Source organism: Solwaraspora sp. WMMA2065, from assembly GCF_030345075.1.
GTDB lineage: Bacteria > Actinomycetota > Actinomycetes > Mycobacteriales > Micromonosporaceae > Micromonospora_E.
Genome location: NZ_CP128361.1, coordinates 915,191 through 935,655, shown reverse-complemented (window position 1 = coordinate 935,655; position 20,465 = coordinate 915,191). Strand labels below are relative to the sequence as shown.

Genomic DNA, 20,465 nt, shown 5'->3' with positions numbered 1-20,465 from the left:
GGGAGCATCGATGGAGCTTCTGACCAGCCCCGAGTTGTGGATCGCGTTCGCGACCCTGCTGCTGCTGGAAGTCGTGCTGGGCATCGACAACGTTGTGTTCATCTCGATCCTCGCCGGTCGGCTGCCCGAGCACCAGCAGGCCAGGGCCCGCACCATCGGGCTGTCACTGGCCCTGGTCACCCGGCTGCTGCTGCTCGCCTCGTTGTCCTGGGTGATCGGGTTGACCGCACCACTGTTCGAGGTGTTCGGGCAGGAGATATCCGGTCGTGACCTGATCCTGCTGCTCGGCGGGGGCTTCCTGCTGGCGAAGGCGACCTACGAGATTCACGAGCACCTGGAGGGCGCCGACCACGCCAGTAGCGGCAAGACCGCGTCGTTCGCCGGGGTGATCGCCCAGATCCTGGTGCTCGACGTGGTGTTCTCGCTCGACTCGGTGATCACCGCGGTGGGCATGGTCGACCAACTGTTCATCATGGTCGCCGCCGTGGTGGTCGCGATGGTCATCATGCTGGTGTCGGCCGGGGCGGTCAGCGGGTTCGTCAACCAGCATCCGACGGTGAAGATGCTGGCCCTGTCGTTCCTGTTGCTGATCGGCGGCAGCCTGATCGCCGAAGGGCTCGGCCACCACATCCCCAAGGGGTACGTGTACGGGCCGATCGCGTTCTCCGTCTTCGTGGAGTTCCTCAACCTGCGGCTACGGTCGCGCAAACAGGCGGCGGCACCGGTCAGCCTGCACCCGACGTTCGTCAAGGAGCAGCCGGCGGCGTCCGGCGGTACGGACAGCGCCGACCGGGCCGACTCAGCGTAACGGAAGCAGTCGACGGACCGCCTGTTCGGCGGCCGTCCGACTGGGCTCGACGGCGGCGAGCCGGGCCACCCGGCCCTGGTTGAACGACTCGACCACCCGGGGGTCGACGTAGGAGGCGCGGGCCACGGTGGGGGTGTTGCCGAGCAGCTCCGCGACCTCCCGCATCACCGCGGCCACCGTCCGCCGCCGGGCCGCCGCCGAGCGCGGCACGCCGACGGCCGCCAGCCGGGTCGCGGCGAGCACGGTGGCATGCCAGGTACGGAAGTCCTTGGCCGTCATCTCGGTGCCGCTGGCCTGACGCAGGTACTCGTTGATCTCGTCGCTGTGCACGTCCCGCCAGCGCCGCCCGTCCCAGTAGCAGAACAGCCGTTGCCCGTCGTGCCGGCGACGACGCAACGCCCGCAGCACGGCACACACCTGCGCGTCGTCGATCCGCCGGACCTGGGCGACGCCACCCTTGGCCGGGAACTCGAGGACCACACAACCCCGCTCGATCCGGGCGTGTGCGGGCCGCAGCGTCGCCACCCCGAAGGTGGGTTCGTCGCCGGCGGCGTACTGGTCGTTGCCGATCCGGAACATCCCAAGATCCAGTAGGCGCACCAGGGCGGCCAGCACCCGTTGCCGGCCCAGACCCCGGCCACGCAGATCGGCGTCGACCCGGTTCCGCAGCCGGGGCAGCCGGTCCGCGACCCGCCGGACGTGCTGGAACTTGGCAACGTCCCGACGGACCCGCCACTGGGGGTGGTAGAGGTACTGCCGCCGGCCGGCCGCGTCCACACCGACGGCCTGGATGTGACCGGACGGGTGCGGACAGATCCACACGTCCCGCCAGGCAGGTGGGATCACCAGTTCACGCAGCCGCTTCAGCTCCGCCGGGTCGGTGACCGGCTGGCCCCGGGTGTCGAGGAAGGCGGTCCCCCGGCCCCGGTGACGGCGTCGGTATCCCGGTCGGTGCAGTTCACTGCGCCGCAAGCGCATCGCGTTCCACCTCGCCGATCGCGGCGAGCACCTCGTCGACGCAGATGGCGGCCATCGACGGGTGCCAGTCGGCGGCCGGTCCATCGGCGGCCGGCGGGTCGCCGGCTGCGGAGTCGGCGGCTGTGGGGAGGGCCGCCGGCTCCTCGGCCCCGGCGGACAGCAGCGGGTAGTGGACCACCCGGTGCCGCGGCCGGTGCACCCGCGGGCCCCAGCGGGCCGGCGAGGTGGGACCGAACAGCAGCACCGACGGTACACCGAAGGCCGTTGCCAGGTGCCCCGCGCCAGTGTCGGCCGCGACCAGCAGGCGGGCGTGCGCCAGCAGCGCGGCGAACTGGTAGAGGTCCATCCGCCCGGCGCGGACCGCGGTGCCGGGCAGCCCGGCATCGGTGGCGACCGCCTCGGCGAGCGGGCGCTCGGGTGCCGACCCGGTCACCACCACCCGGTGCCCGGCGGCGGTCAGCCGACCGGCCAGCTCGGCGAACCGGTCGACCGGCCACCGGCGGCGCGGCGCCGCCGCACCGGGGTGCAGCACGGTCACCCCGACCGGCACCCGGTCCGGTACCGGACGGGGCAGCAGCAGGTCGGTGGTGTCGCAGTCGACGCCGTACCAGGTGAGCAACCGGCACCACCGCACCACCTCGTGCTCGTCGTCGCGCCACGGCGGGCCGTCGTGGTGCGCCGCCGCCGGACACCGGTACGCCCACAACCGGCCCGGCCGCGTCGCGGCGAGCAACCGGTGCGACTGCGGGCCACAACCGTGCAGGTTGACCGCCCAGTCCGGGCTGCATCCGAGCGCCAGCTCCGCGTCCAGCCCGGACAGCGGCACCAGTCGGTCCACCGCGCCGGTCAGGCCGGCCAGCGGGGCCAGCCAGGTCGGCGCGGCCAGGGCGATCGTCTCGGCCGGGTAGACGGCCCGCAGCCCGCGCAGCGCCGGTACGGCGGTGGCAAGGTCGCCGATGCCGAGGGCCCGCAGCACCAGGATCACGGGTAGGACGTCTCCCGGTCCGCGCAGATCACCATCTCGCGCACCGCGCACCCGGCCGGCTGCTGCAACGCGAACAGCACCGCCGCCGCCACGTTGTCGGGGTCGTTGAGCGCGGCGTCGGCCGCCGGCCGGTACTGGGCATCGCGCTCGTCGAAGAACGCGGTCCGCATCCCGCCGGGCACCAGCAGGGTGACGCCGACGGTGCCGGCGAGTTCGGCCGCCAACGCCCGGGTGAACCCGACCACCCCGAACTTGGCCGCGCAGTACGCGGTGGCGTCACCTACCGCCTTCATTCCCAGAGTGGAGGCGATCGTCACCACCGAACCGCCGACCGAGGTCAGCCAGGGCAGCGCCGCCCGGATCACCGCCGCGGTGGCCAGCAGGTCGACCGTGACGACCCGTTCCCACACCTCGGCGGGGGTGTCGGCGAGCCGGCCCGGCACGTCCATCCCAGCTGCGGTGACGACCGCGCTCAGCCCGCCGGTCTGCTCGGCGAGCCGGTGGGTGGCGGCCTCGGCGGCCCGGGTGTCGGCCAGGTCGCAGTCGAGCCAGGGAACGCCGTCCACTGGCGGCTGCCGGTCGATGACGCACGGCCGGTATCCGGACTTGGCCAGCAGGTCGACGACGGCTGCCCCGAGACCGCTCGCGCCGCCGGTGACCAGCACCGCCGGGCCGCCGGAATGGTTCGTCACGGTGATTCCTCCACAGTGGTGGTCGACGGGACGGGCCGCGCGGCCCGGGCGGCGGCGATCATGCCGGTGGTGGAGCGGCCGTCGAGGTACGGCACGATCGCCGTCTGCCCGCCCCACCGGCGTACCATTTCGGCCTCGGGCAGGTCCGGCTCGGCGGTGCCGCCACCGGCGTAGTCGCCACCTTTGACCCAGATGTCCGGCCGCAGCCAGCTGAGCACCGCGTGCGGGGTGTCCTCGTCGAAGACGACCACCGCGTCCACGCAGCCCAGTGCCGCGAGCAGCCGGGCCCGGTCACGCTCGCCGACCACCGGCCGCTGCGGCCCCTTCAGCCGGGCCACGCTGGCGTCGGAGTTGACGCAGACGACCAGGCAGTCACCCAGTTGCCGGGCGGCCTGCAGCGCCGACACGTGTCCGGCGTGCAGCAGGTCGAAGCAGCCGCCGGTGGCCACCACGGTGCCCCCGGCGGACCGTACCCGGGCGGCCAGCGACCCGGCGGCGCGCGGACCGACCTGCTCCGCCGCCGCCGTAGCCAGCGCCCCGGTCTCCACCGGCACCGCAGCCTGGTCGGGCCCGGCCAGTAGCCGACGCAGCCCGGCCGTACCGCCGTCGGCGACGTACCGGGACGCTTCGGCAACCGCCGCCTGGACCGCCTCGGACACCACGGCTCCGGCGGCCAGCGCCGTAGCCGCCGCGGTGGCGAACCGGTCCCCCGCGCCGCAGGTGTCCCCGTCGGTGCTGATCGGCGTCGGCACCATCAGCGGCACGCTACCGGCGTGGCACAGCAGCGCACCGTCGCCGCCCATCGTCACCGCGACCGCCCCGGCCCGCCAGCGGCGACGCAGCTCGTCAGCGCCACGCGCGGCGGTGGCCACGCGGGTGTCCCCGACAGGCTGCCCGGTCAACTGGCGGACCTCGGCCTCGTTGGGGGTGATCAGCCGGGCACCGGCGACCGCCGCCGGACCGCGCGGATGTGGATCCCACACCACCGGTGCGCCGGTCGCCGCCAGCGCCGCCCGCAGGCCCGGCATCCGCGCGACTCCCCTGCCATAGTCGCTGACCACCACCGCCGCCGCAGCCGCGAGTACCTCGGCGGTGGCCGGCGGCAGATCGCCGTGCACCCGGCCGTCCCCGCCCCGATCCAACCGCAGCAGCACCTGACCCCGGGTTCGCAGCCGGATCTTCTCGGCGGTCGCGCCGGCCAACGGCAATGGATGCAGGTCCACGCCGGCTGCGGCGAGCAGCGCCGCGAGCCGGCATCCGGCCGGGTCGGCGGCGAGCGCGCTGACCAGTACCACCGGGTGCCCCTGCCCGGCGGCGAGCACCGCGGCCAGCCCGGCACCACCGGGCCGGTCGGTGACATACCGCTCGTCGAGCACGGGCGCGGCGGCGTCCGGGCAGACCCGGGTGACCGCGCCGTCGACGTCCCGGTCGAGCAGAGTGTCGCCGACCACCACGATCGGGCCGGCGGTCACCTGACACCGCCGCGCACGTCCAGCACCGGCAGACCGGCCGGCACGGCTGGCGCCGTGGGCGCGCCGGCGACGGCATCGACCGCACGGGCGGGGACGTCGACCGCACCGGTGAGACCGAGTACGCCGGGCAGTGTCTGGTCGACGTAGCCGCACAGCAGGTGCGCGGTGACCAGGTGCAGCTCCTGCACCACCTGCGGATCGGCCGCCGGCACCGCCAATACCTCGGCGCACGCCTCGGCCAGCGGGTTCGGCGCCGGGCCGGTGCAGGCCCAGCAGCGCAGCCCGACGTCACGGCCGGCCCGGGCGGCGGCGAGCAGGTTGCCGCTACGTCCACTCGTGGACAGCAGCAGCAGGATGTCGCCGGGGCGGCCGTGGGCCCGTACCTGCCGGGCGAAGACCTCGTCGAAGCCGAAGTCGTTGCTGATCGCGGTGAGCGAGGAGGTTTCGGCGGTCAATGCGATCGCGGACAGCGGCGTCCGGTCGTCGCGCAGCTTGCCGACCAGCTCGGCGGCGAGGTGCTGGGCCTCGGCGGCGCTGCCGCCATTGCCGGCGACCAGCAGCCGGCCGCCGTGACCGAGCGTCCAGGCCAGCTCGGCGCCCCAGCGCCCCAGCCGCGCGGCCACCTGGCGGTACGGCAGCAACGCCTCGGCCAGCCCGGCGAGGTGGGTGTCGATGAGCGAGTTCACGTCGGACATCTCAGGCCACCACCCGGCTCGGCTGCCGCACCCCGCTGACGGTGCCGTAGATCGATGTGAGCTGCGTGGCAGCGCGCTGCCACGAGTAGCACTGCCGCGCCCGGTCCAGCGCGGCGGTGGCGTAGGCGAACCTCCGGACCCGGTCGTTGAGCAACCCGCGCAGCGCCATGCCGAGCGCCCGTGGGTCCCGGGGCGGCACCAGATCGCCGGTGAGTCCATCGACGACGGTGTCGGTCAGCCCACCCACGGCGGTGCCGACCACCGGCACGCCGCAGGCCATCGCCTCCAGCGGGGTGAGCCCGAACGGCTCGTACCACGGGGCGGCGACCAGCACGTCGGCCGACCGGTACCAGGACGGCATCTGTTCCCGGGGTACCCCGCCGACCAGCCGGATCCGGTCACCGACACCGCACGACTCGGCCAACTGGCGCAACTGCCGGGCCTGCGGGTCGGTGTCCAGTTCGGCGGCCGGCGGACCACCCACCACGACGCACTCCGCGTGCGGTACGAGTTGCATGGCCCGTACGACGTCCTGGAAACCCTTGCGGGCGACCAGCCGGCCGACGGTCAGCACCCGAGGTCGGCCCTCGTCGCGCGGCACGGACAGTCCGTCGGGGGCGAAGGTCTGCTCGTTGACGCCGGACGGCACCACCGACAGCCGGCCCCGGGGCACCCCCATCCGGATCAGCTCGGCGACCTCGTCCTGGGACTGCGCGACCACCCGGTCGACGCTGCGGCCCAACGCCCGCTCGTAGCCGATGCGCCGGGGTGGACTGGTGTCCATCGCGCCCTGGTGGCGACGCTTGACGGTGCCCAGCGCGTGGTAGGTCTGCACCACCGGAACCCCGGTCAGCCGGCCGGCGTGCACCGCGGCCAGCCCGCTCATCCAGAAGTGCGCGTGTGCGACCGCCGGAGTCCAGTCGTGGCTCCACTGCCCGGCCAGCCACTGGCTGAACTGCGCCATGTGTGGCAGCAGGTCGTCCTTGGCGATGTGCTCGGCCGGTCCGGCCGGCACGTGCACCACCGCAACCCCGTTGTCCAGCTGCACCAGTTCCGGCAGGTCCGCAGCGTCCCGTCGGGTGAACACTCGGACCTCGTGACCGTCGGCGGCGAGCGCGGTGGACAGCTCCGCGACGTGCGTGTTCTGGCCGCCGGCGTCCACCCCGCCGAGCGCGGCGAGCGGGCTGGCATGCTCCGAGATCATCGCGATGCGCATAGCGCCTCCTCCAGCAGCTCGTCCCAGTCCGCGAGGAACCGGTCCAGTCCGTATCGGTCCTGCGCCGCGCGCCGCGCGCCGTCGCCGAGCCGGCGGGCCGAATCCGGCTCGTCGATCAGCCACTGGGCGGCATCGACCAGGGTCTGCACCCGGGTGGCGAGCACCCCGGCCGACGGTGGTACCGCGGCGACCACCTCGGTGGTGCCGAGGACGACCACCGGCATGCCCATCGCCATCGCCTCGATCAGGCTCAGGCCGAGTGAGGTCCACCGGCACAGATGCAGGTACGCGCGGCGGCGGGCCACCGCGGCGTGCATCGCCGACTGCGGCACGTCGTCGTGGACGGCCAACCGACCGGCCGCTGTCCCGCCGAGGGCCCCGGGCAGCCCTGCGACTCCCATCCCGTACACGTCCAGCGGGGCGACCCGGGCGAACCGGGGCATCAGGTCGGTGCCGGTGACCCGACGGCGGCGTACCGGCTCGTTGGTGACCACGGCGAGCCGGTCGAGTTCGCCGCTGTAGCGGGCGGCCGGGGCGACGATGCCGTGCTCGATCACCCGGGTCCGGGTGCCGCCGGTGTCCCAGAACAGGTCGTTGAAGTGGGTGACGTGGACCACGGTGAGGTCGTCACGGTCGGCCATCGGATGCCGGCTGGTCGGCACGTCACCCTTTGGCGTGTTGTGCTCGACGTAGACCGCCGGCACGTCCCGACCGACGGTCCGGCCGAGCCAGCTGGTGGCCAGGTCGAGCTCCTCGGGGCGTTGCAGGATCACCAGGTCGACCTCGGCGGTGGCGAGCTGCCCGGGGCGGATCTCGGTGACGCCGTCCGGCCACGGGTAGGTGCGCGCCCGGCCCAGCCCGTACGGCCCCCGGTCCGGAGTGACCGGCACCAGGTAGTGGTGCTTGCCGTGGACGAACGCGGTGGTCCACGATCCGTGGACGTGCCAGAGCAAGATGTTCATCCGGCCGTCCCGCAGATCAGTTCGACGGCCTCGACCACGCTGTCCGGGGAGACCGTCGACAGACACGGATGGCCCGGCACCGGGCAGCGGGCGGCCCGGGTATTGCGGCAGCCGGCGACCGGGTCGCCGAGCCGGACCCAGGGCACCCGGTATGGTCCCCACTGGCCGAACGGCACCGTCGGCGCGAACAGGCTGACCACCGGGGTGCCGACCGCCGCCGCGAGGTGTGCCGGCCCGGTGTTGCCCACGACCAGCGCGCCGGCCCCCGCGATGATCGCGGCGAGCCGGGCCAGCGAGGTCTGCCCGCCGAGATCGGCACCGGACCGGCCGGCGACCCGACGGCTCAGCGCCTGCTCACCGGGGCCGCCGGTGACCACCACCCGGTGCCCGGCGGCGTGCAGCGCGTCGACGAACGCGGCACACCGCTCCGGCGGGCAGGCGCGGGATTCGACGGAGGATCCGGGGTGCACGACGACGTAGCCCGGTGGCCCGGCCCGGTCCGGCTCCGGCATCCGGTGACGCACACCCGAGCCGGGCTCCTGTGGTGCGGGCCCGGCGGCTGGCCGCAGACAGCCCGGGCGTAGCCGCAGCACCGGCTCGTCGTCGCCGGGCAGCGCGAATCCAGCGGCGGCGGCCAGCGACAACGCGCGTTCCGGCTCCGGTACGCCGGGCGGCACCCGGTGACGCACGTCGAGCAGAGAGCCGGAGTAGTCGTCACTGATCGCCGCGATCCGATCCACCCCGGCCTGCCGCAGGAGCAGCGCCAGCGGCAGCGGCGACTGGTGGAAGGAGGTGAAGATGATCGCCTCGTCGGCGCCGACCTCGGCCAGCCGCTCCGTCAGCCGGGTCAGGTCGGCGGGGTCCACCGGACCGGGATCCGGGTCGATCCACGGCAGCGGCCACTCGATCAGGTCGCCCACACCGGGCAGCAGTTCGGCGGCGGCCCGGCCCTGCGGTCCACAGAGCATGACCACCTCGTCCGCCCCGGCCGCCACGGCGCGGATCGCCGGCCCGGTGACCAGCACGTCGCCGACCGAGTCGGAGCGCACGACCAGGACCCGGCCACCGCGCGGGCCGGGCTCGTCGGGAGCGGTCGCCCGGTGGCGACGCAGGATGAGATCAGCGGCGCCGGCCAGGTCACCGGCGACGGCGGGAGCGGCAGCCGTCTCCTGCGGATGGGTCGTCTCGGTGGGTACCAGGATGCCGGTCGCGCCAGCGGCACCGGCGGCGACGATATCCCGGCCGATGTCGCCGACCACGACGCACCGCCCGGCGCTGGTGCCCAGCTCCCGGGCCGCGGCCAGGACCATGCCCGGTGCCGGTTTGCGGCACCGGCAGCCGTCGCCGTCGTCGTGCGGGCAGACCTGCCAGGTGTCGAACGGGCCGAGGAGTTCCTCGATCCGGTCGTGCACCCGACGCATGTCGTGGGTGGTGAAGTGGCCGCGCGCCAGGCCGGACTGGTTGGTGACGACTCCGAGCCGCAGACCGGCGGCGCGAAGCCGGTCAAGCGCGGCGCGGGCACCGCGCACCGGGCGGACCAGGTCCGGGTCGCCGTTGTACGGCACGTCGTGCACGAGCGTCCCGTCACGGTCGAAGAGCACCGCGTCGAAGAGCCCGCGGCCCCGACTGATCAGTTCGCTTCGCACCTGGCTCCGTTTCCCGGGTGCGGGGCGAGTAAACCAACCACGGCGTTCGTCCGGTCCGCACCATTTCGCCGCTGGCCGGGTTAGCGGGTCGCCCGCGGGGTACCCGGCTGATCGTGGCTGTCGTGCAGCGGGTGATCCCCGCCCCGCAGGACCAGGTGTTCGCCGTGCTGGCGAACGGCTGGTCGTACAGCGACTGGGTGGTCGGGACCGTGCACATCCGCGATGTCGACGGGCACTGGCCGCAGGCCGGGGCCCGGCTGCACCACACCGCCGGTCCCTGGCCGCTGTCGTTGTCCGACGCCTCCACGGTGATCTCCTGCCAGCCGGGCGACGAGCTGACGTTACGGGCCGGGCTGTGGCCGCTGGGCGAGGCGACGATCGTGTTCCGGCTCGCGCCGACCCCGGGCAACGGCACTCGGGTCACCATCGCCGAGTCGTTCACCGGAGGGCCGCTGCGCTGGGTCCGTACGAAGCTCGACGATCTGGTCCTGCACCACCGCAACCGGGAGACGCTGCGCCGGCTGTCCGACATCGCAACCCGGCAGACCGTCGGGTGACGCCGGCACGCCACGGCCGTGGGCCCGACGGACGGGCCCACGTCAGCAGGGGCCAGCCAGGGCAGACCAAGTCAGGGCAGGTCAGTGGACGGGTGCCGGACGGCACCCGCAGGGAGGTGATCGGAATGAACCAGACCGTGATGATCACTGGCGCAAGCGCCGGCATCGGACGCGCCACCGCCCAGCGGTACGCACGCCGCGGTGCCCGGCTCGGGTTGCTCGCTCGGGGAGCGGCCGGCCTGGCCGCAGCCGCCGCACAGTGTCGGGAGCTGGGTGCCGAGGCGGTGGCCACGTACCAGGTGGACGTCGCCGACGCCGCAGCGGTCGACGAGGCCGCCGACGACCTGCACCGACGCAACGGCGGCCTGGACGTGTGGATCAACAACGCGATGGTGTCGGTCTTCGCCCCGACCTGGGAAATCAGCGCTGACGAGTTCCGGCGGGTCACCGAGGTCAACTACCTCGGCACCGTGCACGGCACGCTGGCGGCGCTGCGGCAGATGCGCCCGGCCGGAATCGGCACGATCGTGCAGGTCGGTTCGGCGCTGGCGTACCGGGGCATCCCGCTGCAGTCGGCGTACTGCGCCAGCAAGCACGCCATCCAGGGATTCAACGACTCGCTACGGGCCGAGTTGCTCCAGGCCAGCCCCGAGATCAAGCTGTCGATGGTCCAGCTGCCGGCGGTGAACACGCCGCAGTTCTCCTGGGTGCGTACCCATCTGCCCCGACACCCGCAACCGGTACCGCCGATCTTCCAACCCGAGGTGGCCGCTGCGGCGATCTGCTGGGCCGCCGACAACGGCAAGCGGGAGGTCAACGTCGGTGGCCCCACCCTACAGGCCCGGCTCGCCGACATCATCGCCCCGGGGCTGCTCGACCGGCTGCTGGCGATCCGGCAGGTCGGATTCGACTCCCAGCAGACCGACGAGGTCATCGACCGGGCCCACTGGCGGGACAATGTGGACGTACCGGCCGATGCCGAGGTCGATCATGGTGCACACGGCGCCTTCGACGACCAGGCACGTCGGCGTTCGCTGGCGCTGTGGGCCGTGACGCACAAGCAGACCGTCACCGCCGCAGTCCTGGCCGCCGCGCTCGGCACCGCGCGGGCGATGGTCGGCAGCGGGCCGGCCCGGCTGCGGGCTGCGGTCCGTCGACCGGTCGGGCGGGCGGCGTGACTGTCTGACACCGCCACCGCCCGTTGGGCCGCCGGTCGCTGCCGTCGAACCGGCGGCCGAGGCACACAAGGGGGATACAGCCCGCCCGCCCACCGATGCATCATCGATCGCAGATGACGATCATGGGGCGGCGAATGACGCGCCCCGACCAGGAGGGGGCGGTCAATGACAACCGATCCGAGCTGGGACGACTACCTGATCAGCGACACCAGCGCCGACACCGGCACGACGGATTTCGCAGGTAGCTCGACCACGCTGCCCGAGCCGGTCGCCGACGCGGTGGAGACCCATCTGGACCAGGCCGTGGCCGACCAGGAGTGGTCCGACTGGCACGCCGACGTGAGCGACTCGTGGACCGAGTCCGCCGACGGTCACCTGCAGGACGCGGCGGACAGCGTCGCCGCCGGCTTCGACCCGACCGCCTCGATCGAGGCTGCCGACCGGCAGTACTCGCTGGCGGCCGACGAGGCCGGTACGGCGAGCGACTACGCGGCCGCGACGGACTACAGCGTCGACGCCGCGGCCGCCGAGATCAGCACATACGACAGCAGCAGCAGTTACGAAAGCACCAGCTTCGACACCGGCACCAGCTTCGACACCGGATTCGGCACGGAATGACCTGGGCAGACAGCAACGGCAGGGCGCCGGCCACCGGCATCGGCACCGACGACGATCGGCAGGCCGACCAGCTCGCCGCCGGAGCGGAGCGGACCGTCGCCGCTCCACTCACCGTCGTACGGCAGCATCTGCTCGCCGCCGTACGGAACCTGGGTTTCCAGCTCACCGTCGAGCAGCTCAGCGTCATCCAGGCGGTACGCGGCTCCAAGCTCGGCGCGGTCACCCTGCAACCGGCCCGGATGCCGGTGCAGTTGCAGATCGGTCTGGAGGCCGGCCCTGCCGCCTGCCGGGTCACCGTCCAGGTGAGCGACCGCTGGCCGGCGAAGGTCGGCCGTAACTGGGGCGCGACCGCTGTCTACCAGGACGTCTTCGGGTCCGTCCTGGCCGCCGTCGACGCCGCTCTGGCCCGTCTCGACCCGGCCGCCGCCGCCGGCTTCGCCGGCTGGTGGCGCAACACCGGGAACGGAGACGTCGCCGCCATGCAGAACGCCGCCGGGTGGGCGGCCCAGGCCGGCTCGTTGATCTCCCGCCACACCACCCGGTTCCTCGACGGGTCCGACCCGGCAAAGGGTGCCCCGGTGAGCCGGACCGGGGCGGGCACGTTCACCTTCGTCGCTGCGGAAACGGTCGCCGAGGTGCCGACCCAGCTAGCCGACGGGATGCTCACCGTCGGGACCCTGATCACCAGCCGGCCCGGGCAGATGCCGGCGAACTTGGTCACCCAGATCCAAGGGCTGGTGTACCGGGTCGAGGAGTACATCGCGGCGGCAGCCGCCTCGGCCGGCACATCGACGCCGTTCCGGTTCACCGTGGACCCGGCCGACGTGCCGGTGGTGACGTTCCTGCACCAGCAGGCCCAGCTACGGGAGATGCTGCCGGTTCGGACGCTGTTGATCTGCACGACCTGCAAGCTGGAGAAGATCGTCAACCCCGAACTGGAGCGACTGCAGGAACGCAACCGCCGGACCCGCGACCTGGCGACCACGGTGAGCGCGGTGATCAGCCCGTTCGTGCTGGCCGGGCGGCTGGCCCAGACCAAGGGTCCGGCCTTCGCCTGCCCACGCTGCCAGGGTCTGTCGGCCGACGAGTCGGTGGTGACCTTCTGCCGGCAGTGCGGCGACCGACGTACCGAGACGGCGCTGCGGTCCTGCAGCAAGTGTTCGTTCGACTTCCGTTCGCTGCTGCCAAAGGCCCCGCTGTGGGTCGCGCCGACCGCTGTCGCGCCGGCCGGGCGGGACCAGTCCGCCACGCCTGCTGTCGCACCGGCGACCGATCCGGCGTCAGCACCGCCGACACCGGCAGCCGCACCACCGCCACCGACACCGGCAGCCGCACCACCACCGGCGCCCCGCGCACCGGCACCGACGCCGGTTGAGGAGTCCTGGCCGCGTCCCCCCGGCCAGTGACCCCGGCGGTTCCAGCCGGAGCTCCGACACCGGCTCAGCGGTAGACCGCCCGCTGCGCCGCCGACACCACGGCCCCGTACATCCACCCGGTCGCCGCGCGGTCGCGGACCAGCGCCGCCCGCGCGGCGTTCGACCCGGGCGCGCCATGCACCCCGCCGCCGGGGTGCGCCGACGCCGAGGCGAGAAAGAGCCGGTCGACCGGGGTGTCCGCGCGGCCAAGGCCGGGCACCGGCCGGAAGAACAGCTGCTGGTACGCAGCCGAGGTGCCGCCACCGACCGCTCCCCCGACCAGGCTCGGATTGTGCTCCTGCAGGTCCACCGGACCGGCCACATGACGGGCTTGGACCAGGGCGCCGAAGCCCGGCGCCTGCCGCTGCAGCACCGCCTCCATCCGCGCGACGTGTTCGACGATCTCCTCGGGGTGCCACCGGGTCCGGTGCGGCAGGTGCGTGTACGCCCACAGCGACTCGGTGCCCGTCGGCGATCGCTGCGGGTCGGTGGTGGTCAGCTGGCCGAGCAGCAGGAACGGGTCACGGGGCACCTCGTCGCAGGCCAATTCGGCGGCGTACCGGGTCAGGCCGTCCAGGTCGGCCCCGAGGTGCACGGTACCGGCGGTGGCGACCGCCGGATTGCGCCACGGCATCGGGCCGGCGAGCGCCCAGTCAACCTTCACCGTCGACCCGTCCCACCGGAACCGGCGCAGGTCGTCGACCATCCTGGGAGGCAGCCACCGGTCGCCGACCAGGTCGAGCAGCAGCGCCGGAGCGGGAACGTCGGCGAGCACCGCCCGCCGGGCCCGCCACCGCCGGCCGTCGACGGTACGCACGCCGACCGCCCGGCTGCGGGCGATCAGCACCCGGTCGGCGGCGGCGCCGGTGACCAGCCGGCCGCCCCGGGAACGCAGCCGGGCGACCAACGCGTCGGTGATCCGTTGCGCGCCGCCCGCCGGTACCGGCCAGCCGATCTCCTGACCGAGCATGGTCAGCAGCCAGCCGTACACGCCGGACGCGACATCGTCGGGGGCCAGGTCGGTGTGCAGCGCGCAACCGGCGAGCAGCGCCGGACCGCCGGCGCCGGCGAAGGTCTCCCGGCCTAGTTGGCGGACCGGCAGCACCAGGCGCCGGGCCAGCCGCAGCGATCCGGCGGTCCGGAGCCGGCGCAGCAGCGCGGCGCCGGCCCGCACCGGCGGGAACGGGGTGAACAGCGCATCGATCAGCGGCGCCGACACGGCCCGCCACTCGGCGTACGCCGACAGCCAGCGCTCGCCGTCGCCGTCGGCGAATGCTTCCAGCGACTCGGCGGTCCGCCGTGGGTCCAGGTTGACCACCGCCGCGCGGTCGTCCGGCAGCAGGTGGGCGAAGACGTCCGGAGCGTGCCGCCAGCGCAGCCCGAACTCGGCCAGCCGCAGCTCCCGCAGCACCGGCGAGGCGAATCCGAGCGGATAGAACGAGCTGTACAGATCACTGAGATAGCCGGGGGCGGTCACCTCGGCGGACCGGACCGCACCACCCGGCGCCCCGGTCGCCTCCAGGACCAGCACGTCCCAGCCGGCGTCGGCGAGCAGGTTGGCGGCGACCAGGCCGTTGTGTCCGGCGCCGATGACGACCGCGTCCGCCGTCTCCACATCCGTTTCTGCCATCTCCGCGCGGCTACCCCGGCCGGGCGCGGCCAAACGTTTACCGGCGCGACCTCCGGGAACGACCGCCGGATGTACGACGTGGAGCAGTTCATCGACGGTGGGTGGGGGCGGTTCGGCGACGGTGCCGAGATCGTCGTCGAGGACCCGTCCGAGGGCACCCCGGTCAGCCGCAGTCCGCTCGCCACCGAGGCGAACGTCGACACGGCGGTGAAGTCGGCCCGCGAGGCGGCGCCGGGGTGGGCTGCGACACCGGCGGCGGATCGGGCCGCCGCGCTGCGACGAATCGCGGACGCTCTGGCCGGTGCCACCGACCAGGTGGCCGAGGCGCAGAGTGCGGAGATGGGCAAGCCGTTGGCTGGGGCTCGGGCCGGGATCGCTGCCGGTGTCGCGACCCTGCGGCAGTACGCCGAACTGGGGCCGGTGCACCGGGGTCGGGCGCTGGCCGGCGACCCGGCCGCCCTGGATCTGATGGCGTACGTGCCGCGTGGGGTGGTGGCGGTGCTGACGCCGTGGAACGACCCGGTAGCGGTGGCCTGCGGGCTGCTCGGCGCGGCGCTGGTGACCGGCAACACGGTGGTGCACAAGCCGAGTGAACGCTGCCCGGCGACCGGCGCGCTGCTCGCCCGGATGGTCGCCGACGAGGTTCCCGACGGGGTCTTCGCCCTGCTGACCGGCGACGGGGGCGTCGGTGCCCGGATCGCCGCCTCCGACGGGGTGGACCTGGTCGCCCACGTCGGGGCGACCGACACCGGGCGGGCGGTCGCCGAGGCGTGCGCCCGGACCGGGGCCAAGGTGCTGCGGGAGAACGGCGGCAGCGACGCGCTGGTCGTCGACGAGGGCGTCGATCCGCGATGGGCCGCGCAGCAGGCGGCGGCCGGCGCGTTGGCCAACTCGGGCCAGGTATGTGTCAGCGTGGAGCGGATCTATGTACACAGCACGGTGGCGGAGCCGTTCGTCGAGGCGCTCACCGGCCTCTGCTCGGGGATGCGGTTGGGGCCTGCCCGTGACCCGTACACCGAGCTGGGTCCGCTGGTGGACCGCCGGCACCGCGACCAGGTGCATGCGCAGGTCTCGGCGGCGCTGGCGGCCGGGGCGACGGCGCGGTGCGGGGGCCGGATCCCGGACGGGCCCGGTGCCTTCTACCCGCCGACGGTGCTGACCGGATGCACAGATGACATGGCGGTGATGCGGCAGGAGACGTTCGGCCCGGTCGCCCCGGTGATGACGGTGGGGTCGTTCGACGAGGCGCTGTCCCGGGCGGCGGCTTCCCCGTACGGCCTGTCGGCGACCGTGCTGACCCGGTCCATGAGCCACGCGCAGCGGGCCTGGCGCGAACTGCCGGTGGGCACCGTGAAGATCAACTCGGTGTTCGGTGGAGCGCCGGGCGGTGCCGCGCACCCCCGGCGCGGCAGCGGCGAGGGCCTCGGATTCGGACCGGAACTGCTCGACGAGATGACCGTCGTCAAGGTGCTGCATCTGCAGGCCCCGGGTGGACCGGACGGCCGCTGGTGAGCAGTCCGGCACGGCCGGCGCGGTTACGCGAGATCCGGTTGACGACGTGGCGCGCCGTGCTGGTCGGCAGCGGACGCCGGTTCGTCCGGGACAACTGCGTGGACTGGGCCGCCGCGTTGACCTACTACGGGGTGCTCGCGTTGTTCCCCTCGTTGATCGTGGTCGTCGCCCTGGTCGGTCTGGTCTCCGACAGTGAACGCACGGTGGACACCGTGGTCGGCCTGGCCGAGGAGCTCGGAGCCGGGGCGGTGGTGGGCGACGAGGGTTTCGTCGACATCATCGACGAGGTGGTCGCCCAGCGCAGTTCCGCCGGTGTGCTGCTCAGCTTCGGCCTGGTTGCCGCACTGTGGTCCGCGTCGGGGTACGTTCGGGCGTTCACCCGCGCAGCGAACGCCATCTACGGGGTGGCCGAAGGTCGCCCCTTCTACCGGTTGCAGCCGCAGCAACTCGGGTTGACCACCGCCGGGCTGATGCTGCTCGCGCTGGTCGCCGTGATGCTGATCGTCAGCGGCCCGGTCACCGATGCGCTCGGTGACCGGCTCGGTTTGGGCCAGGCCCCGCGTACCGCCTGGAGTCTGCTCAAATGGCCGGTGCTGATCGCCATCGTCACGACGCTTTTGTCTCTTCTGTACTGGTTCGCTCCCAACGTCCGCCAGCCGAGGCTTCGCTGGCTGGCCGTCGGCGGCGTGGTGACCCTGCTGCTGGCGGCGCTGGCTTCCGCCGGGTTCGGCACCTACGTCGCGTACTTCGGTTCATACGACGTGACCTACGGCAGCCTCGGCGCGGTGATCGCATTCCTGGTCTGGCTCTACCTGACCAACCTGGCGGTGATGCTGGGCGTCGAGATCAACGCGGAGGTGCAGCGCGGCCGGGCCGCCCAGGCCGGTGAGTCGGAACCGGCCGACCCGGTGCTGCCGCCACGCACGCCGGTTTAGCCACGCCGCTCACGGGTAGTCAAACAGCTATGGAACGCGGCAACAGCAAGCACAGTCCCCGGGTGGACGACAGCATGGCCCACGACACCCGTGGGACCACGCAGGGCACCACCGGAGGCCGGGCCGAGGAGTGGCACGAGGCGGAGCCCCCGGGCGAGGACCAGCCGGAGCCGGCTGCGGTTCCGGCCGGCGACAACCGCTCCGGTACGCCGCAGGGCATGACCAGCGAGGAGGTCGAGCAGCGGAGCAGGCTGGGCCGCTACATCAACCTCTCGGCGCTGCCCGGGGACCGCAGCACGCTGCGCGACAGCGCGCTGGAGAACGAGGCACCCGACGACGTGCTCGACGAGATCGATCAGCTGCCGCCGGGTCGCACGTTCCAGACGGTGTCCGAGGTGTGGGCCGAACTCGGCCATGCCAACGAGACGACCCGCTGGTGACCGCGCCGCCTGCGGCCCGGCGGAAGTAAAGGAGGGACTCACATGGGAGCAGTGACCGAGTACGTCGATGTCGCGGTGCCGGTACGCGCCGCGTACAACCAGTGGACGCAGTTCGAGGAGTTCCCCCAGTTCATGGAGGGCGTCTCCGAGGTGACTCAAGTGTCGGAGACGCTGACGCACTGGACGACCGAGATCGCCGGGGTGTCGCGTGAGTTCGACGCGAAGATCACCGAGCAGATTCCCGACGAGCGGGTCGCCTGGACCGCGACCGGCGGGGTGAAGCAGGCCGGTGTCATCACGTTCCACCGCCTGGACGATGCCCACACCCGGGTCACCGCGCAGATGGAGTTCGACCCGGAGGGAGTGGCGGAGCAGGCCGGCGACAAGCTGGGCATCGTGGACCGCCGGGTGAAGGGTGATATGAAGCGCTTCAAGGATTTCATCGAGAGCCGGCACGGCGTGGAGACCGGGGCCTGGCGTGGCGAGGTCCCCCGACCGCAGCCGTGACAATTCGACCGACCACCGCACCTCGAACAGCGCCCGCCGGCCGGCGGTGACTCCTCCCGAGCCGGCCGACCGGTGGGCCTGACGGCCGGGGCGGGTGGGCCGAAACCGGCCCACCCGCCCCGGCCGCGTCCGCCGGCCCCGCTCAGCCACCGGCCGGGTCCGGCCGCAAGCCGTACTCGTCCGCCGGCCCCTGTTTGGCGACAACCCGGCCGGGTAACCCGGCCGGCATGACTGATTCCGCAGACGAAGTCTGGCGCGACGAGGACCGGCTGCCGGTCCGTGAGCTGGAGCGGGCTGTAGCCGCACCAGCGGGCGACGGTGAGGTCGACGACATGACGGGCAACGACGCCGCGGCCGAGGAGGAGTTCGGCCACGACGCGGAAGCGGTGGACCGGATCGGCGGCCGCCCGGGCGGACCGGCGACGACCGACCCCGAGCGGCCGTACCGGCCGTCGACCACCGGCCGGACCGGTCCGCACTGACGTCGCCAGTCGGTCGCCAGTCCGGCCCCTGACGCATCGGTCAGCCAACCTCGTCCGATCGGCTGACGGCGGTGAGGATCATCCGAGCGAGACTTTTCGGATGCGCCCCACCGCCTCCGGATTCCTCACGCCGCGCCAGCGACGCTGGGCCTGGCTCGGCTTCCTGCTGACCGCGATCCAGGCGCCGGTCTCCGCCTACCTGCTGCCGGACGGCTCCTGGCTGTTCAGCGTCTGCGTGGCGCTGATGGTGGCTACGGTGATCCTCGCCGACGACGCGGCCCGCCGCCGCCCGGCCCCGGCCGACATCCGACGCGTCGAGTAGCCGGGCGGGCACCGCACATGAGTCCGTTCCCCGCCGCCCCGCACGGCATGCTGGCCGTCCCGGCCGCCCGAAGGGCGGCGCAGACCTCGTTGGCCGATCTGCACACCTCGCTCGGCGCCGCCGGCCTGGCCGCCGCCGCAGTCCTGCCCGGCCTGCTGGCCGAGCTGGATCAGCACGCCGCCGCGATCCGGGACCGGCTGTTCGCGGATCTGCGTCCGCTCAGCCCGGTGACGCTGGCCCGGTACGCCGATGGCGTGCGCGACGCGGCCACCGAGGCCGGCTGGCGCCCCCCGGTGGTCGGGCCGACCACCCAGTGGACGACGGTCGACTGGGTGACGTTGCGGCTGGTCGCCGTCTGCCAGCTGGCCGGGATCAGCGGCGCGGCCCCGCGCTGACCCCGGCCCGTACCGGCTCACCGGCCCGACCGGACGGATCAACCGCGGGACGTTCCGCCCGGTCCGGTCATACCACCGGGCCGGTTGGCGCCCGGGCCGGCCATGCCCCGACCGCTGGCCGCCTCCCGGCCACCGGACATCGCCGGCGCCTGCTGGGTCTGCGGAATCACCTGCGTCGGTTCGTTCATCCGGCCACCGGCGTCGTCCCGGCCGGCCTGGTACGCCTGCGCGCTGTCCCGCATCGCCTGTGACTCCTCCGCCATCCGGGTCAGCCAGCCCTCCCACCGTTGCTGCATGGGTCGGACCAGGCCACCGCCGACGCCGACGATCAGCACACCGGCGATGGTGGCGAGTACCGCGATCAGCACCGGGGTAGTGACCGTGGTGGCGATGCCGACCTGGTTCAACGCGGCGATGACGCCGAGCGCGACGATGAACACCGACGCGGCGGTAGCCAGCAGCCGGCCGTAGGAGAGCCCGCCGAGCGCACCCGACACCAGGTCACGTACCGCGGTCGCGATGGCAGCGGCGACGACCACGATGACGATCGCGACGAACGCCCGCGGCAGCCACGCCACAACCGCGCTGATCAGGTCGCTGATCGGGTTCGGCCCCCAGACTCCGAACGCGAACTGCAGGGTGAACAGCAGCACCGCGTAGTACGCCAACCGGGCCAGGATGTCGCTGGCGTCGTACCGGGTCCGTTCCAAGGCCTTGCCGATGCCGCCGCGCTCCACCGCCCGGTCGAACCCGACCCGTTCGAGCGCCTTGTCGACGCCCTTCAGCACTGCCCGTGCGATCAACCATCCGACCACCAGAATCGCGATGAACGCGATGGCCCGGGGCACGAAAAGTATCACGGACCGCCACATGTCAGTCAGCGCGTTGCCGATGTCGACCTGCGCCGACGCGTACGTCGAGGACATCCGGTCCCCCCTCTCCGGCTCATCTACCGATGCGTCGCCTCGTTGTCGTACGGACGCGCTGCATCGCCTACCGCCGGCCCGCATACCCACCTTG

The 20,465-nt window shown here is 73.3% G+C and carries 22 protein-coding genes; 12 read left to right on the top strand and 10 right to left on the bottom strand.

The window, feature by feature from the left end; all coding sequences use genetic code 11:
- The first annotated feature begins 10 nt into the window (after positions 1 to 10).
- Positions 11 to 808, top strand: a complete 798-nt coding sequence (locus O7610_RS04275; RefSeq protein WP_281554453.1) for a TerC family protein — start codon at positions 11 to 13, stop codon at positions 806 to 808.
- Here the strand turns inward: O7610_RS04275 and O7610_RS04270 are convergent.
- Genes O7610_RS04270 through O7610_RS04235 form a run of 8 tightly spaced genes read right to left on the bottom strand, consistent with a single transcriptional unit; the run spans position 800 to position 9,454 of the window.
- Complete coding sequence (locus O7610_RS04270) at positions 800 to 1,786, bottom strand: DNA topoisomerase IB (protein WP_281554452.1); 987 nt, start codon at positions 1,784 to 1,786, stop codon at positions 800 to 802. The two genes, O7610_RS04275 and O7610_RS04270, sit on opposite strands and share 9 nt — an antisense overlap.
- A complete protein-coding gene (locus O7610_RS04265) occupies positions 1,767 to 2,771 on the bottom strand; it encodes a glycosyltransferase family 9 protein (RefSeq protein ID WP_281554451.1) in 1,005 nt (334 codons plus the stop codon). The genes O7610_RS04270 and O7610_RS04265 overlap by 20 nt, the downstream gene beginning before the upstream one ends.
- Positions 2,768 to 3,463 (bottom strand): SDR family oxidoreductase, encoded by a 696-nt coding sequence (locus tag O7610_RS04260; protein WP_289212692.1) that lies wholly within the window; start codon positions 3,461 to 3,463, stop codon positions 2,768 to 2,770. Before O7610_RS04260 ends, O7610_RS04265 begins: the two co-directional genes overlap by 4 nt.
- Complete coding sequence (locus tag O7610_RS04255) at positions 3,460 to 4,917, bottom strand: PfkB family carbohydrate kinase (protein ID WP_281555543.1); 1,458 nt, start codon at positions 4,915 to 4,917, stop codon at positions 3,460 to 3,462. Before O7610_RS04255 ends, O7610_RS04260 begins: the two co-directional genes overlap by 4 nt.
- Before the next feature lie 14 nt (positions 4,918 to 4,931).
- Positions 4,932 to 5,630, bottom strand: coding sequence for a D-sedoheptulose-7-phosphate isomerase (locus tag O7610_RS04250; protein ID WP_281554449.1), 699 nt, complete (start codon positions 5,628 to 5,630; stop codon positions 4,932 to 4,934).
- Between the two features lies 1 nt (position 5,631).
- A complete protein-coding gene (locus tag O7610_RS04245; RefSeq protein WP_281554448.1) occupies positions 5,632 to 6,846 on the bottom strand; it encodes a glycosyltransferase in 1,215 nt (404 codons plus the stop codon).
- Complete coding sequence (locus O7610_RS04240) at positions 6,831 to 7,808, bottom strand: glycosyltransferase (RefSeq protein WP_281554447.1); 978 nt, start codon at positions 7,806 to 7,808, stop codon at positions 6,831 to 6,833. The genes O7610_RS04245 and O7610_RS04240 overlap by 16 nt, the downstream gene beginning before the upstream one ends.
- On the bottom strand, positions 7,805 to 9,454 hold the full coding sequence (locus O7610_RS04235) for an HAD-IIIA family hydrolase (protein ID WP_281554446.1): 1,650 nt from the start codon (positions 9,452 to 9,454) through the stop codon (positions 7,805 to 7,807). The genes O7610_RS04240 and O7610_RS04235 overlap by 4 nt, the downstream gene beginning before the upstream one ends.
- Positions 9,455 to 9,567: 113 nt before the next feature.
- Here O7610_RS04235 and O7610_RS04230 point away from each other — a divergent pair, with 113 nt between their 5' ends.
- The 4 genes from O7610_RS04230 (at position 9,568) to O7610_RS04215 (ending at position 13,213) form a co-directional block, all read left to right on the top strand.
- Entirely contained in the window at positions 9,568 to 10,011 is a 444-nt protein-coding gene (locus tag O7610_RS04230) for an SRPBCC family protein (protein ID WP_281554445.1), read from the top strand.
- Between the two features lie 125 nt (positions 10,012 to 10,136).
- A complete protein-coding gene (locus O7610_RS04225; RefSeq protein WP_281554444.1) occupies positions 10,137 to 11,189 on the top strand; it encodes an SDR family oxidoreductase in 1,053 nt (350 codons plus the stop codon).
- 165 nt (positions 11,190 to 11,354) lie between these two features.
- The gene (locus O7610_RS04220) at positions 11,355 to 11,807 is read left to right on the top strand and encodes a hypothetical protein (protein ID WP_281554443.1); all 453 of its coding nucleotides are present in this window, start codon (positions 11,355 to 11,357) and stop codon (positions 11,805 to 11,807) included.
- Positions 11,804 to 13,213: a hypothetical protein gene (locus tag O7610_RS04215; RefSeq protein WP_281554442.1), complete on the top strand. Its 1,410-nt coding sequence runs from the start codon at positions 11,804 to 11,806 to the stop codon at positions 13,211 to 13,213. The genes O7610_RS04220 and O7610_RS04215 overlap by 4 nt, the downstream gene beginning before the upstream one ends.
- A gap of 34 nt (positions 13,214 to 13,247) precedes the next feature.
- Here the strand turns inward: O7610_RS04215 and O7610_RS04210 are convergent, their stop codons facing one another.
- The gene (locus O7610_RS04210) at positions 13,248 to 14,852 is read right to left on the bottom strand and encodes a phytoene desaturase family protein (protein ID WP_281554441.1); all 1,605 of its coding nucleotides are present in this window, start codon (positions 14,850 to 14,852) and stop codon (positions 13,248 to 13,250) included.
- 69 nt (positions 14,853 to 14,921) lie between these two features.
- On the opposite strand from O7610_RS04210, the gene O7610_RS04205 reads away from it, so the two are divergent.
- The 7 genes from O7610_RS04205 (at position 14,922) to O7610_RS04175 (ending at position 19,445) form a co-directional block, all read left to right on the top strand.
- Entirely contained in the window at positions 14,922 to 16,364 is a 1,443-nt protein-coding gene (locus tag O7610_RS04205; protein ID WP_281554440.1) for an aldehyde dehydrogenase family protein, read from the top strand.
- On the top strand, positions 16,361 to 17,299 hold the full coding sequence (locus tag O7610_RS04200; RefSeq protein WP_289212691.1) for a YihY/virulence factor BrkB family protein: 939 nt from the start codon (positions 16,361 to 16,363) through the stop codon (positions 17,297 to 17,299). Before O7610_RS04205 ends, O7610_RS04200 begins: the two co-directional genes overlap by 4 nt.
- Positions 17,300 to 17,328: 29 nt before the next feature.
- Positions 17,329 to 17,739 (top strand): DUF2795 domain-containing protein, encoded by a 411-nt coding sequence (locus O7610_RS04195; RefSeq protein WP_281554438.1) that lies wholly within the window; start codon positions 17,329 to 17,331, stop codon positions 17,737 to 17,739.
- A 42-nt stretch (positions 17,740 to 17,781) separates the two neighbouring features.
- Positions 17,782 to 18,246, top strand: a complete 465-nt coding sequence (locus O7610_RS04190; RefSeq protein ID WP_289212690.1) for an SRPBCC family protein — start codon at positions 17,782 to 17,784, stop codon at positions 18,244 to 18,246.
- Between the two features lie 227 nt (positions 18,247 to 18,473).
- On the top strand, positions 18,474 to 18,728 hold the full coding sequence (locus tag O7610_RS04185) for a hypothetical protein (RefSeq protein ID WP_289212689.1): 255 nt from the start codon (positions 18,474 to 18,476) through the stop codon (positions 18,726 to 18,728).
- 100 nt (positions 18,729 to 18,828) lie between these two features.
- Entirely contained in the window at positions 18,829 to 19,050 is a 222-nt protein-coding gene (locus tag O7610_RS04180; RefSeq protein ID WP_281554435.1) for a hypothetical protein, read from the top strand.
- Positions 19,051 to 19,067: 17 nt separating this feature from the next.
- Positions 19,068 to 19,445 carry a DUF6401 family natural product biosynthesis protein gene (locus tag O7610_RS04175; protein WP_281554434.1) on the top strand — a complete coding sequence of 126 codons (378 nt, stop codon included), beginning with the start codon at positions 19,068 to 19,070 and terminating at the stop codon, positions 19,443 to 19,445.
- 38 nt (positions 19,446 to 19,483) lie between these two features.
- Here the strand turns inward: O7610_RS04175 and O7610_RS04170 are convergent, their stop codons facing one another.
- Positions 19,484 to 20,371 (bottom strand): mechanosensitive ion channel family protein, encoded by an 888-nt coding sequence (locus O7610_RS04170; protein ID WP_281554433.1) that lies wholly within the window; start codon positions 20,369 to 20,371, stop codon positions 19,484 to 19,486.
- Positions 20,372 to 20,465 lie beyond the last annotated feature (94 nt).